Source organism: Azoarcus sp. DD4 (assembly GCF_006496635.1).
Taxonomy (GTDB): domain Bacteria; phylum Pseudomonadota; class Gammaproteobacteria; order Burkholderiales; family Rhodocyclaceae; genus Azoarcus.
Map to the genome: position 1 here is coordinate 4,112,951 of NZ_CP022958.1, position 13,418 is coordinate 4,126,368.

The 13,418-nt window shown below is 66.8% G+C and carries 11 protein-coding genes; 1 reads left to right on the top strand and 10 read right to left on the bottom strand.

Features of this window, described 5'->3' with window-relative positions; genetic code table 11:
- Positions 1-165 precede the first annotated feature (165 nt).
- The gene (locus CJ010_RS19000; RefSeq protein ID WP_141019500.1) at positions 166-1,110 is read right to left on the bottom strand and encodes a YihY/virulence factor BrkB family protein; all 945 of its coding nucleotides are present in this window, start codon (positions 1,108-1,110) and stop codon (positions 166-168) included.
- Between the two features lie 149 nt (positions 1,111-1,259).
- Complete coding sequence (locus CJ010_RS19005) at positions 1,260-2,195, bottom strand: DMT family transporter (RefSeq protein WP_141019501.1); 936 nt, start codon at positions 2,193-2,195, stop codon at positions 1,260-1,262.
- Between the two features lie 247 nt (positions 2,196-2,442).
- Between CJ010_RS19005 and CJ010_RS19010 the strand changes: the two genes are divergently transcribed.
- Entirely contained in the window at positions 2,443-2,910 is a 468-nt protein-coding gene (locus tag CJ010_RS19010) for an Lrp/AsnC family transcriptional regulator (RefSeq protein ID WP_141019502.1), read from the top strand.
- Positions 2,911-2,950: 40 nt separating this feature from the next.
- Here the strand turns inward: CJ010_RS19010 and CJ010_RS19015 are convergent, their stop codons facing one another.
- The 8 genes from CJ010_RS19015 to CJ010_RS25740 all read right to left on the bottom strand — a co-directional run bounded on the left by CJ010_RS19015 (position 2,951) and on the right by CJ010_RS25740 (position 13,387).
- On the bottom strand, positions 2,951-3,871 hold the full coding sequence (locus tag CJ010_RS19015; RefSeq protein ID WP_141019503.1) for a hydroxymethylglutaryl-CoA lyase: 921 nt from the start codon (positions 3,869-3,871) through the stop codon (positions 2,951-2,953).
- 10 nt (positions 3,872-3,881) lie between these two features.
- Positions 3,882-5,570: an AMP-binding protein gene (locus CJ010_RS19020; protein ID WP_141019504.1), complete on the bottom strand. Its 1,689-nt coding sequence runs from the start codon at positions 5,568-5,570 to the stop codon at positions 3,882-3,884.
- A gap of 132 nt (positions 5,571-5,702) precedes the next feature.
- Positions 5,703-6,074 (bottom strand): endonuclease domain-containing protein, encoded by a 372-nt coding sequence (locus tag CJ010_RS19025; RefSeq protein ID WP_141019505.1) that lies wholly within the window; start codon positions 6,072-6,074, stop codon positions 5,703-5,705.
- A 264-nt stretch (positions 6,075-6,338) separates the two neighbouring features.
- Positions 6,339-8,339, bottom strand: a complete 2,001-nt coding sequence (locus CJ010_RS19030; RefSeq protein ID WP_141019506.1) for an acetyl/propionyl/methylcrotonyl-CoA carboxylase subunit alpha — start codon at positions 8,337-8,339, stop codon at positions 6,339-6,341.
- A gap of 55 nt (positions 8,340-8,394) precedes the next feature.
- Positions 8,395-9,054: a DUF4126 domain-containing protein gene (locus CJ010_RS19035; RefSeq protein WP_141019507.1), complete on the bottom strand. Its 660-nt coding sequence runs from the start codon at positions 9,052-9,054 to the stop codon at positions 8,395-8,397.
- A 24-nt stretch (positions 9,055-9,078) separates the two neighbouring features.
- The gene (locus CJ010_RS19040; protein WP_141019508.1) at positions 9,079-9,867 is read right to left on the bottom strand and encodes an enoyl-CoA hydratase/isomerase family protein; all 789 of its coding nucleotides are present in this window, start codon (positions 9,865-9,867) and stop codon (positions 9,079-9,081) included.
- Between the two features lie 11 nt (positions 9,868-9,878).
- Entirely contained in the window at positions 9,879-11,486 is a 1,608-nt protein-coding gene (locus tag CJ010_RS19045; protein ID WP_141019509.1) for a carboxyl transferase domain-containing protein, read from the bottom strand.
- Between the two features lie 1,451 nt (positions 11,487-12,937).
- The gene (locus CJ010_RS25740; RefSeq protein WP_168224988.1) at positions 12,938-13,387 is read right to left on the bottom strand and encodes a hypothetical protein; all 450 of its coding nucleotides are present in this window, start codon (positions 13,385-13,387) and stop codon (positions 12,938-12,940) included.
- Positions 13,388-13,418: the final 31 nt, after the last annotated feature.

Sequence of the window (13,418 nt, forward strand, 5' to 3'; positions counted from 1 at the left end):
CACCGCCGTGCAGCCAAACCACCTCCCCCTGATTTCCGAGGCTCGCCGCACGGGCAGCCGGACGCGGCACGGGGCCGCTCTTGTACTTTAGCGGCAGTATACAGGCCGACGCCAGTGCCGGCTGCACGCACCTCGCATACGCCGGGTGACGCCCCGCGAAAGCGCTCAAGCGGACGGGCTGCCGTCCCTCACCGCAGCCGCTTGGATGCGCTCTTCGACCAGTTCCCTGTGGACGCAGACCGCGGTCGCCCGGGGCCGTACCGGCAGGCCTCGCGCCTGCAGGTTGGCGCGGGTGAAGGCCGCGCCGAGCAGCAGGATCAGGGAAGAATAATTCACCCACATCAGCAGCAGCACCAGCGAACCGGCCGCGCCGTAGGTGGAGGCGGTGGCCGTGGTGGACAGATAGAAGGCGATGAGTTCGCGCCCCAACGCAAACAACAATGCCGTGGCGAAGGCGCCCAGCCAGACGTCGCGCCAGCCGAGCAGCACGTCCGGCAGCACCCGGAAGATGGTGGCAAAGAGCAGCGTCACCACTGCCAGCGACACCACGCCATCCAGACTGAGCAGCACAGCCGGCGGCAAGGGCAGCCAGTCCTGGGCGAAGGCCACCAGGGCCTGCACCAGCACGCTCAGCAGCAGCGACACCAGCAGCACGAAGCCGAGCGCAAGCACCACGGTGAGCGAAAGCAGACGCCCCTTCAGATAGATGAACAAGCTGCTGCGGGTGGGCCGCGGCGCTACACCCCAGATCGCATTGAGCGCGTTCTGCATCTGCGCGAACACGGTGGTGGCGCCGAACAGCATCGCCGCCGCCCCGGCCAGCGATGGCAGGATGCCGCTGTGTTCGATACGGCTGCCCGCCACTGCGGTCTGCACCGCGGCAGCCGCCTCCGGCCCGATCGCCGCTTCGAGCTGCTGCGCGATCTGGCCCTGCGCCGCGCTTTCGCCGAACACCAGACCCACGATGGTCACCACCACGATGACCACCGGCGCTACCGAAAACACGGTGAAGAAGGCGAGTGCCGCCGCGTGGATGAAGACCTGCGCATCCAGCCACAGCCGCACGGTGTGCTGGAGGACGCCCAGCCAGAACCGCAGCCAGGCGCTCATGGCCGCCCCCGGAGCCGCCGGCGTCGCGACAGCAGGATCGCACGGAGCATCGACACTGACATGGCGGTTCGTCCGGGGATATTTCGATGCCCCGGATTGTAGAGCCAGCCGCCCCGCACGCCCAAGGCGGGCCGTGCAGGACGCCGGCATCAATCGCGCTGCAGACCGGACAGCAGCACGCCGCCGAGGATCAGGCCGAAGCCGGCAATGTGAAAGGCTTGCGGCACTTCGCCGAGCAGCGGCCAGGCGGCCAGCGCGGCGTAGAGCGGTACCAGGTACATCGACACGCTGGCGCCGCCGGGGCCGACCAGTCCGACCAGTCGGTCGTAGCAGAAATAGGCGCCGAGGCTGGGAACGATGGCGAGAAAGCCGAGCGCCGCATACAGCCGGCCGTCGCCGAAGTCGGCCACCGTGCCGCCCGCCGCCTCCAGCAGCGCGAACGGCGCCAGCGCCAGCGCGCCGCCGCCGATCAGCGCCGACAGCTTCACTTCGCCGGGCAACGTTGGCAGCGGGCGGCGCTTGCCGAGCACGGTGTAGAGCGCCCAGCCGCAGGCTGCCAGCACCACCCACAGGTCGCCGCGGCCGAACTGCAAACGACCGAGCGCCGCCACCTCGCCCTTGGCCAGCACCAACAGCACGCCCCAGATCGCCAGCGACATCCCCACCGCGCGCAGCGTACCGACCGGCACCCGCCACACCAGCGCTTCGATCAGCGCAATCAGGGTCGGGCAGGCGGCGAAGATCAGCGCGACGTTGGTGGCGCTGGTGTCGTGCGCGCCCATGTACTGCGGCGCCACCGCCACGCCCATGCCGAGCGAAGCCAGCAGCAGGATGCGCGGCCAGGCGGCGCGCAACACGGCACGGCAGGCCCACAGCCGCGGCGCGACGAAGGGCAGCAGGATGAAGAAGGCCAGCGTCCACCGCCCGAAAGCCAGGAAGATGGGCGGAATCGCGGCGCTCTCTGCCCAGCGCGCCGCCACCATGTTGGCGGCGAACAGCGCGGGCGCAATCAACATCAGCGGCAGGCCGGCGACGCGGGGGTCGCCTCTGTAGCCGACTGCCGTACGGGCAAAGACGTTGGGCACGATGCACTCCTGGGCGGATGGTCCGGGTTGGCCGGGGTATCGCCGCCTTCCCGGGGTGGGGGAAGGCGGGGACACTCAGGCCTGGTCTGTGCCTTGTGGGCACGGAGGGAATCCTACCGGGACGGGCCGAGAATGTGCTTTTGTTTACTCCGTCATTTCAGCGAATTTACAGAAGAACCATCCTTTTAATGTCGATTATCAGGATGTAACATCCATACGATACGAAAATAGACCAAGGAAGCCCTGCATGAAAGAAGATCGGCTCGACGAGATCGACCGCAAGATCCTGCGCGAGCTGCGCAGCGACGGCCGCATCAGCAACCAGAAACTGGCCGAGCGCGTCGGCCTGTCACCGACGCCCTGCTGGAACCGGGTGCGCGCGCTGGAAGCGGCGGGCATCATCACCGACTACGTCGCGGTGCTGGACCAGCGCGCGCTCGGCATGCCGGACACGGTGATCATCGAAGTGCAGCTGGAACGCCACGACGACGCGGTCTTCCAGGCCTTCGGCGACGCACTGGTGGAATTGCCCGAGGTGATGGAGGCCTATCTCGTGACCGGCGAGTACGACTACCTGATAAAGGTGGCGGTGTCGGGCACCGAGGGCTATGAGCGCTTCCTGCGGCAGAAGCTGTACAAGATCCGGGGGATACGGCACAGCCGGTCGACGTTTGCGCTGCGGTGTTTGAAGCGGGCGCATTCGGTGGTGCCGTAGGGGGCTGGGTTTTCCCCTCCCCTTGAAGGGGAGGGGAAAATCAATGACTCGCCCCGCGCTTCGCCAGCACCGCCCGCGCCACCCTCGACGCCGGCTCGCGCCCCAGCTGCGCGCTGATCCACGCCGCGGTATCCACCAGCGCCGCCAGTTCGACGCCGGTCTCCACCCCCAGCCCATCCAGCATCCACACCACATCCTCGGTCGCGACATTGCCCGACGCCCCCGCGGCATAGGGACAGCCGCCCAGCCCGCTGACCGACGCATCGAACACCGCCACCCCCATCTGCAGCGAGGCGTGGATGTTGGCCACCGCCATGCCGTAAGTGTCGTGGTAATGGCCGGCGAGTTGCGCCACCGGCACCCGCTTCATCACCGCTTCCAGCATGCGGGCGATGCTCGCCGGGTTGCCGCTGCCGATGGTGTCGCCGAGCGAGATCTCGTAGCAGCCCATCTCCAGCAGTGTCGCGGCCACATCGGCCACCGCCTGCGGCGCGATCGGGCCCTCGTAGGGGCAGCCGGCGACGCAGGAGACGTAGCCGCGCACCTTGACCCCGGCCGCGCGCGCCGCCTCGGTGACCGGGCGGAAGCGTTCCAGCGATTCGGCGATCGAGCAGTTGATGTTCTTCTGGCTGAAGGACTCGCTCGCCGCCCCGAACACCGCTACCTCGGTGGCACCGGCGGCGAGCGCCGCCTCGAAGCCCTTGAGGTTGGGGGTGAGCACCGGGTAGGCGACACCCGGCTTCGCCGCGGCCAGCACGCGGGTCAGCACCTCGGTGTTGTCGCCCATCTGCGGTACCCACTTGGGCGACACGAAGGAGGTGGTCTCGATCGCCTTCAGGCCGGCGGCCTCCAGCCGGCGGATGAGTTCCACCTTGGTGTCGGCGCTCACCAGCTGCTTCTCGTTCTGCAGCCCGTCGCGCGGGCCGACCTCGACGACGCGGACGGTCTTGGGCAGGGTCATCGCAAACTCCTTACGCGGTCTTCGCTTCGTCCAGCGCCAGTTCGCGCTTCATCTGCTCGCGGATCTGGAATTTCTGGATCTTGCCGGTCACGGTCATCGGGAAGCTGTCCACGAACTTGATGTAGCGCGGGATCTTGTAGTGCGCGATCTGGCCCTGGCAATAGGCGCGCACGTCGTTGGCGGAGAGCTCCGCGCCTTCGCGCAGGATGATCCAGGCGCACAGTTCCTCGCCGTATTTCTGGTCGGGCACGCCGACTACCTGCACGTCGAGGATCTGCGGATGGCGGTAGAGGAATTCCTCGATCTCGCGCGGGTAGATGTTCTCGCCGCCGCGGATCACCATGTCCTTGATGCGGCCGACGATGTTGCAGTAGCCCTCGTCGTCGATCACCGCAAGGTCGCCGGTATGCATCCAGCCGGCGGCGTCGAGCGCTTCCCTGGTCTTGGCCTCGTCGTCCCAGTAGCCGAGCATCACCGAATAGCCGCGGGTACACAACTCGCCCGGCATGCCGCGCGGCACGATGCGGCCTTCGTTGTCGATGATCTTGACCTCGCAGTGCGGCTGGATGCGGCCGACGGTGGACACGCGCCGTTCCAGCGGATCGTCGGTGCCGCTCTGGAAGCTCACCGGCGAGGTCTCGGTCATGCCGTAGGCGATGGTCACTTCCTTCATGTGCATCTTGTCGACCACCCGCTTCATCACCTCGATCGGGCAGGGGCTGCCGGCCATGATGCCGGTGCGCAGCGCGGACAGATCCGCGGCGGCGAAGTCCGGGTGGTCCAGCACCGCGATGAACATGGTCGGCACGCCGTAGGCGGCGGTGCAGCGTTCCTCCGCCAGCGTCTTCAGCACCGCCTGCGGCTCGAAGGCCTCGGCCGGATACACCATCGTCGCGCCGTGGGTGAGGCAGCCGAGATTGCCCATCACCATGCCGAAGCAGTGGTAGAGCGGCACCGGAATGCAGACGCGGTCCCCCGCCACCAGCCGGATCGCCTCGCCGACGAAAAAGCCGTTGTTGAGGATGTTGTGGTGCGACAGCGTGGCGCCCTTGGGATTGCCGGTGGTGCCGGAGGTGAACTGGATGTTGATCGGCTCGTCGAACTGCAGCTTCTCGCCGAGCAGCGCCAGCGCGGTGAGTTCGTCGCGCGTGGGCGGCGCGAGCAGGTCGTCAAAATTGAGCATGCCGGGCGTTTTTTCCGCGCCCATGCGGATCACCATCTCCAGCGTCGGCAGTTTGTGGGCGCGCAGCAGGCCGGGTTCGCAGTGAGCAAGTTCGGGCGCGAGGTCGGCGAGCATTTCCAGGTAATCGCTGCTCTTGAACGCCGGCGACAGGATCAGCGCGCGGCAACCGACCTTGTTCAGCGCGTATTCCAGCTCGCTGCGCCGATACGCCGGGTTGATATTGACCAGCACCAGCCCCGCCTTGGCGCTGGCGAACTGCGTCAGCGTCCATTCCAGCCGGTTCTGCGACCAGATGCCGATGCGCTCGCCCGGCTGCAGCCCGAGCCGCATCAGCCCGCAGGCCAGCGCATCGACCCTGTGCTTGAGTTCGGCGTAGGTGAGGCGGACGTTCTGGTGGCGGACGACGAGGGCTTCACGCTCGGCATGGCGAGCGCAGGCTTCGTCGAAGTAGCGGCCTATGGTCTGGCCGATGAGGGGCTTTTCGGACGCGCCGTGGACGTAGCTCGGGGTGGTCATGTTGTCTCCTCTCTTCCTCGTATGTGAGGTGGCCGGTTTCTGTCGCCGGCTCATGGTTGTCGTATCGCCGTTTCCGAACGCGGCGGTTTGAGTCCCCTCCCCTTCAAGGGGAGGGCTAGGGTGGGGATGGGGTCAGCCGCGGGCTTCGAACAACGGTCGCCGCCCCTCGATCACCAACCGCAACCGCTCCACCACCGCGTCCGGCTCCTGAAATACCTCGCTGTTCCAGAAGCGAATTACATCGAAGCCCGCCGTCCGCAGCATCGCGGTACGCGCATCGTCATACGCGACGCGCTCGGCATGCTGCCCGCCATCGAGTTCCACCACCAGCTTCAGTTCAAGGCATACGAAATCGAGCACGTAGTCCGCGAAAGGATGCTGGCGGCGGAACTTCGCGCCGAACTGACCACCACGCAGATGCCGCCAGAGCACTCGTTCAGCGTCGGTGGAGTTGCGGCGCAGGTTGCGGGCGAAGTTCTTGGTCGGGGTGTTGCGTCCTTGCATTGTGGGGCACGCGAATAATGACAACGTCACGAATCTACAGCGTTTCGTGGGGGCGGCAAGCGGCGTGTTTACCCCATCCCCACCCCAGCCCTCCCCTTGAAGGGGAGGGGGCAAACCGCCGACGGCCCCTGCGTTGCGCATTCCCCAACCCCTTCTGCGCTCTCCAGTTCATTACTCATCCGGTGCCACAGGTGCTTGCCGCCCCCCTGTTTCACCTCCGTGACGGAGAGGAGGCAAAACCCGCTAGCCTCCGAGCGCCCGCTCTTACCCCGCCACCTCGAACTCCACCAACTCCGCCCCGTCCCCCACCTGATCCCCCACCGCGAACCTGAACGCCTTCACCGTCCCCGTCGCCGGCGCGGTGATCGTGTGTTCCATCTTCATCGCCTCCAGGATCAGCAGCGGTGCGCCCTTCTCCACCTTGGCGCCGGCTTCGGCGAGCAGCGCGATCACCTTGCCCGGCATCGGTGCCAGCAGGCCGCCTTCCGCTCCGCCGCCTTCGCCCGCGTGGTGCAGCGGATCGACACTCGCCAGCTGCCAGCTGCGGCCGTGCAGGAAGATGTGGCGCTTTTCGCCGGCGGCGATCACGGTGGCATCCATGCGGGCGCCATCGAAATCGACGTGCAGCAGGCCGCGCGGGTTGAGTTCGCCGCGGGCGGACACCGTGTTGCCGTCCACCGTCAGCGCAAAGCCGTTGGCGCGGTAGGACACGCTCACCGTCTGCTGCGCTTCGCCGGCGCGGAACACCAGGTTGCGACGCGCCGAGGCGTTCATCCGCCAGCCGTCGCGCGCATGCCAGGGCGACAGCGGATCGCGGCCGCGCTGCGCCTTGTCTTCACCATAGCGGCGGTCGCGCAGCAGTTCGGCGAGCGCGGCGACCCGCCAGACTTCGGCGGGAATCGTGTCGCCTTCGGGGAAGAGATAGGCGCGTTCGCGCTCGATCAGGCCGGTGTCGAGGTCGGCGGTGGCGAAGGCCGGGCAGGCGGTGAGGCGCGACAGGAATTCGATGTTGTTGGCGACGCCCACCACCCGGTAATCCGCCAGCGCCTGCAGCATGCGGGCCAAGGCGCGGTCGCGATTGATATCCCAGACGATGAGCTTGGCAATCATCGGGTCGTAGTGCGGGCTGATCTCGTCGCCCTCCTCCACGCCGGTATCCACGCGCACATGCAGGCCTTCGGCCGGCGGCGCCAGATGCACCAGCTTGCCGGTGGAAGGCAGGAAACCCTTGGCGGGGTCTTCGGCGTAGATCCGCGCTTCCAGCGCGTGGCCGCGGATCTGCAGCTGCTCCTGCGCCAGCGGCAGCTTTTCGCCCGACGCCACGCGCAGCTGCCATTCGACCAGATCCAGCCCGGTGATCATCTCGGTGACCGGATGCTCCACCTGCAGCCGGGTGTTCATCTCCATGAAGTAGAAGCTGCCGTCCTGGTTGGCGATGAACTCCACCGTGCCGGCGCCGACGTAGCCCACCGCCCGCGCCGCCTCCACCGCCGCCTTGCCCATCGCCGCGCGGCGTTCGGCCGTCATGCCGGGCGCGGGCGCTTCTTCCAGCACCTTCTGGTGGCGGCGCTGCACCGAGCAGTCGCGTTCGAACAGATACACGCAGTTGCCGTGGCTGTCGCCGAACACCTGGATCTCGATATGGCGCGGGCGGGTGATGTACTTCTCCACCAGCACATGGTCGTCGCCGAAGCTGGAGATCGCCTCGCGCTTGCACGAGGCCAGCGCGTCGATGAAGTCCTCGCCTCGCTCGACCAGCCGCATGCCCTTGCCGCCACCGCCGGCCGCGGCCTTGATCAGCACCGGGTAGCCGATGAGCTCCGCCTGCGCGTGCAGCAGCGCCGGCTCCTGATTGTCGCCGTGGTAGCCGGGGGTGAGCGGCACACCTGCCGCCTCCATCAGCTTCTTGGCCTCGGACTTGGAGCCCATCGCGCGGATCGCCGACACCGGCGGGCCGATGAAGACGATGCCCTCGCGTTCGCAGGCCTCGCAGAAGTCCTCGTTTTCCGACAGGAAGCCGTAGCCGGGATGGATGGCCTGCGCGCCGGTGGCCTTGGCCGCGGCGATGATGCGGTCGATCACGAGATAGCTCTCGCGCGCCGCCGCCGGCCCGATCAGCACCGCCTCGTCGGCGAGCCGCACATGGCGGGCGTTGGCGTCCGCCTCGGAATACACCGCCACCGTCTTGATGCCCATGCGGCGGGCGGTCTTGATCACCCTGCACGCGATCTCGCCCCGGTTGGCGATCAGGATCTTGTTGAACATGTCGTCTCCACGCTCTCTTTTGTTCGTCGTATGCGTCGTTTGGGTGTTTGGGTCGTCAAGTCGTCGCCGGCCTGCGCCGGAAGATCCGCCGGATGAAGCGCCACAGCGCCACGATCAGCACCAGCGCGACCAGCACGAAAACCGCCAGACCGCCGAGAAACCACAGCGGGTAGTGCAGCAGCGTCCACAGGCCACCGGCGAACAGCGCATCCTCACCCAGCGAAGTGGCGACGTTGCTCACCGGCTCGGGCGAGGTGTTGATCGCCGCCCGCGCGCCCGCCTTGGCGAAGTGGGTGCCGGCCGCCAGGGTGCCGCCGGCCAGCGCCGCCGCCACCTGCATCGCCCCGCTCTGGTCGCCCATCACCGCCGCCGCCAGCGCCGCGCCGGCGGGAATGCGGATGAAGGTGTGCACCGCGTCCCACAGCGAATCCAGCCAGGGCAGCTTGTCGGCGAAGAACTCGGTCACCAGCATCAGGCCGGACAGCCCCAGCACCAGCGGATGCGTCAGCACCTCCAGCCCGCCCGGCAGCTGCACGCCGCCGAAGCGGCCCAGCGCCCCGAGCGCGAACACCAGCGCGTACAGCCGCAGCCCGCTGGCCCAGCCTAGCCCTGCCGCCAGCGCTGCCAGCGAGGCGAGGTCCAGCGGCAGTTCGCGCCAATCCAGCAGCGGGGTGAGCCCGCCGAGGGCGGCACCGAGATCGCCGAGGCTTTCCATCGCGGCCCCGTGCTTGCGGTCCGATCAGGCCTGCGGCACCCAGGCCGCCGGCCGCTTGGAGAGGAAGGCATCCAGCCCTTCCCGCGCCTCCGGCGTTGCCCGCAGTTCCGCGATCCGCCGCGCGGTGTTCTCCACTACCTCATCCCCCACTGGCCGGTTCGCCACCGCGCGGATCAGATCCTTCGCCGCCGCCTGCGACTTCGGCCCGCCCTGCAGCAGCGCACCTACAATCTCCGCCACCTTGGCATCCAGCGCGTCGCCCTCGGCCAGCTCATGCGCCAAGCCCAGCTCCACCGCGCGCACAGCGGAAATCCGCTCCGCCGTCTGGAAGTAGCGATAAGCCTGGCGTTCGCCGATGGCGCGGATCACATAGGGGCTGATCGCCGAGGGGATGATGCCGAAGCGCACCTCCGAGGTCGCGAACAGCGCCTTGTCACCCGCCACGCAGATGTCGCAGGCCGACGCCAGCCCCATGCCGCCGCCCAACGCCGCGCCGTGCACGCGGGCGATGGTCGGCTTGGTCATCTCGGCGATCACCCGCAGCATGCCGGCGAGCTTGCGCGCGTCGGCGAGGTTCTCTTCCACGCTGGCCGCGCCGGCGGCCTTCATCCAGTTGAGGTCGGCGCCGGCGGAAAAGCTCTTGCCGCGCCCGGCCAGCACCACCGCGCGCACGGTCTCGTCCGCATCCAGCGCGCGGAAGGCGGCGGTGAGGTCGGCGATGAGCTGCGCGTTGAAGGCGTTGTGCACCTCGGGGCGGTTCATCCACGCGGTGGCGACGCCGCCGTCGCGCAGGATTTCCAGGGTTTCGTACATGTCGCCTCCCCTTACATCCGGAACACGCCGAACTTGGTCGGCTGGATCGGCGCGTTCAAGGCCGCCGACAGCGACAGGCCGAGGATGCGGCGCGTCTGCGCCGGGTCGACCACGCCGTCGTCCCACATGCGCGCGGTGGCGTAGTAGGGATGGCCCTGCACTTCGTACTGCTCGCGGATCGGCGACTTGAAGGCGTCTTCGTCGTCCTTGCTCCAGCTGCCGCCCTTGGCCTCGATGCCGTCGCGGCGCACGGTGGCGAGCACGCTCGCCGCCTGCTCGCCGCCCATCACCGAAATCCGCGCGTTGGGCCACATCCACAGGAAGCGCGGCGAATAGGCACGGCCGCACATGCCGTAGTTGCCGGCGCCGAACGAACCGCCGATCAGCGTGGTGATCTTGGGCACCTGCACGGTGGCCACCGCGGTCACCATCTTGGCGCCGTCCTTGGCGATGCCGCCGTTCTCGTACTTACGGCCGACCATGAAGCCGGTGATGTTCTGCAGGAACAGCAGCGGAATGCCGCGCTGGCCGCACAGCTCGATGAAGTGCGCGCCCTTCTGCGCCGATTCGCCGAACAGGATGCCGTTGTTGGCGACGATGCCCACCGGGTAGCCGTAGAGCTGGGCGAAGCCGCACACCAGGGTGGTGCCGTAGCGCGCCTTGAATTCGTCGAAGCGCGAGCCATCGACCACGCGGGCGATGATCTCGCGCACGTCGAAGGGCTTGCGGGTGTCGGTGGGGATGATCCCGTAGATCTCTTCCGGGTCGTACAGCGGCTCTTCGCCCTGCCCCAGCGCCAGATTCACGGGTTTGCTGCGATTCAGATTGGAGACGATCCGCCGCGCCAGATACAGCGCGTGGGCATCATTTTCCGCCAGGTGATCGGCCACGCCCGAGAGCCGCGTATGCACGTCGCCGCCGCCCAGGTCTTCCGCGCTCACCACCTCGCCGGTGGCCGCCTTCACCAGCGGCGGGCCGCCGAGGAAGATGGTGCCCTGATTCTTGACGATGACCGTCTCGTCAGACATCGCCGGCACATAGGCGCCGCCGGCGGTGCAGGAGCCCATCACCACCGCGATCTGCGGAATGCCCTTGGCCGACATGTTGGCCTGGTTGTAGAAGATGCGGCCGAAGTGGTCGCGGTCCGGAAACACCTCGTCCTGACGCGGCAGGAAGGCGCCGCCCGAATCCACCAGATAGACGCAGGGCAGGTTGTTCTGCTCGGCGATCTCCTGCGCCCGCAGGTGCTTCTTCACCGTCATCGGGTAATAGGTGCCGCCCTTCACCGTGGCATCGTTGGCCACGATCATGCACTCCACGCCCTGCACCCGGCCAATGCCGGTGATCACCCCGGCCGAGGGCGCCTCGTTGTCGTACATGCCGTGCGCGGCGAGTTGGCCGACTTCGAGGAAAGGCGTGCCCGGATCGAGCAGATGATCGACGCGGTCGCGCGGCAGCAGCTTGCCGCGCGCGGTGTGCTTGGCCCGCGCCGACTCGCCGCCGCCAAGCGACACCTCGGCCGCCTTGGCGCGCAGATCCTCGACCAGCCCGCGCAGGCTGGCGGCATTGGCCTGGAAATCCGCCGCGCGGGTGTTGATGCTGGACTTGATGGTGCTCATGTCTCCCCGTCCCTTGTTGGTTTGCGCGGCGGAACCTGCATCAGGGTGCGGGAACCGCCGCTTACGGATGCGGGTGGCCGCGTCCGCTTACGGATGGGGGAAGACTAGACCTTTGGGGGGGATAAGGGGGGACAAGGGGGTTGCAAAATGCGCCAGCGAGTCGAGCGAGGGGCTGGGCACCATTTTGCAGCTCGGCGTACCGTTCCCGAGTTGCTATTCGATGAGGATCTTGGCTGATGCGAGCTGGCGCTTGCTTGCCACAGGCTGCCGAGATGGATTGCTCGGGTACGTGTTGCCGTCGAAACGGAGCAAGACTTCTCCGCGGCCTCGTGAATGGACAATGAGCGAGTGCCAGCCGTGCCTTAGCTCGTTTGCCTGCCTGATCGGTTCGAGCGTGACGCTCGTGGAACTTCGGTATGCGAATGTGCCCTCGCGGCCCTGGAGAACCAAAAAGGTACAGCCACCCGATCCGCACCAATTCGGGCCAAGCAAGAGCACAACGGCATCCGGATCGCGGTCACCGTTAAGATCAACGCTTGCGTGACGAAACTTGGGCTGATCGTAGTCGCCCTGTGACCGGGCATACGCCAGCACCGCGGCTGACACGGCCACCGGGGCCTGCTCCTGGGCATACGTAGAGCTTGTGAGAAGTGCGAAGGCTGCGACTACGTAGCGCATGGCAGAAACCTCTCGTGATGTGGCGCCTAACGACGATATCGAAAAACCCGCTTCCGGGCAGGCTCTCGGTCGCGGCAACAGGCGACGATGTCATGTTCATCATATGTGGGTCAGACCCGGCCTGAGTCCGTCACACGTTCGTCCCGCGTGGTTTGTGACCTGCTCCACGGTCCGATCCTGCGATTGTGCATACCCGCGGCGTTCCAGTCTCTCGACATTGTGCAGCGGGCAATAGAGCTTCCACGGCCCATCAATCGGGAAGATCCGCGTGCTCGAACAACGCAACGCGCAACTGGAACGCGAACTCAGCGCGCTGGCCCGCAACGCGAGCCCCTGGACGGCCTGCGCACCTAGGCGACTGAGTGCAGCGCCGCACCAATCAAAACAGGCCCGTCTGCACGCTGGCCAACACGCTCGCCCGCATCCGCACTCCGTGCTGCGCGACCACGCCGCCTACGGCAATCCACAGCCTCGCCCGAACAAGAGGTTCGAAGGTACCGCCTTCGCCATCCCCGCCTGACCGAATCGCCCTTGCTCCTCACCCTGGGGCCGGGACTGATCGCTCATCATCGCAAAGCGGGTCACACCCACCCGACAGGACGCCGATCACGCTGCCGGCTCTCCAGCAGCCGCTTGTACCGATTGGCGCTTCGCGGGCAGATTCCATGCCGGCACCGGCCATCCAGAAGATTGATGAAAACCAAGGCGGGTGTTCGGCAGGTCCGCGTGCCCCAGGGTTATGCGGCACTTCTACGGCCCGCAATGTTTGCCCGTTACCCAAGACTGCCGCCTGGCTTTGACGACTTGGGAAAGTCTTTCAGACAGCAGCGCCCTGATGGGTTACTGGTTTCACAGGAACACGCTCCGGCCCTTGTTTGGGCTATCACGAATTCTCTTGTAGTCGGATTGCGCTCAAAATCCGCGCGACTGACACCAAAGCAATAGCACAACAAATCGTGCTCGCCTCGCTCTTTCACTCCAACGCGAGTGCGTAACTGCGACTTTAAAACAACCGAATTGTCATCACCGAAATAGGCAACGTCGCAATCAGCGGCATCGCAAAAGTAGTAGTGCTTGGCAGACGGCACCCAGGCCCACGGTTCCTTGATGTGATGCGCGATGGTTGTCGCCGAAACCTCTGAATACTCCAACCCGTTGCCAGGGCAACGGCCTTTATTCGGATGCGCGCTATCACTGGCTGATGATGAACAACAGCTACTCATGTTTCACCTACCGCATAGTTCGAATTGAAAG

Coding starts and splice junctions, on each gene's coding strand:
- CJ010_RS19000 (WP_141019500.1), bottom strand. CDS start 1,110: ATGAGCGCCTGGCTGCGGTTCTGGCTGGGCGTCCTCCAGCACACCGTG.
- CJ010_RS19010 (WP_141019502.1), top strand. CDS start 2,443: ATGAAAGAAGATCGGCTCGACGAGATCGACCGCAAGATCCTGCGCGAG.
- CJ010_RS19015 (WP_141019503.1), bottom strand. CDS start 3,871: ATGACCCTGCCCAAGACCGTCCGCGTCGTCGAGGTCGGCCCGCGCGAC.
- CJ010_RS19020 (WP_141019504.1), bottom strand. CDS start 5,570: ATGACCACCCCGAGCTACGTCCACGGCGCGTCCGAAAAGCCCCTCATC.
- CJ010_RS19025 (WP_141019505.1), bottom strand. CDS start 6,074: ATGCAAGGACGCAACACCCCGACCAAGAACTTCGCCCGCAACCTGCGC.
- CJ010_RS19030 (WP_141019506.1), bottom strand. CDS start 8,339: ATGTTCAACAAGATCCTGATCGCCAACCGGGGCGAGATCGCGTGCAGG.
- CJ010_RS19035 (WP_141019507.1), bottom strand. CDS start 9,054: ATGGAAAGCCTCGGCGATCTCGGTGCCGCCCTCGGCGGGCTCACCCCG.
- CJ010_RS19040 (WP_141019508.1), bottom strand. CDS start 9,867: ATGTACGAAACCCTGGAAATCCTGCGCGACGGCGGCGTCGCCACCGCG.
- CJ010_RS19045 (WP_141019509.1), bottom strand. CDS start 11,486: ATGAGCACCATCAAGTCCAGCATCAACACCCGCGCGGCGGATTTCCAG.
- CJ010_RS25740 (WP_168224988.1), bottom strand. CDS start 13,387: ATGAGTAGCTGTTGTTCATCATCAGCCAGTGATAGCGCGCATCCGAAT.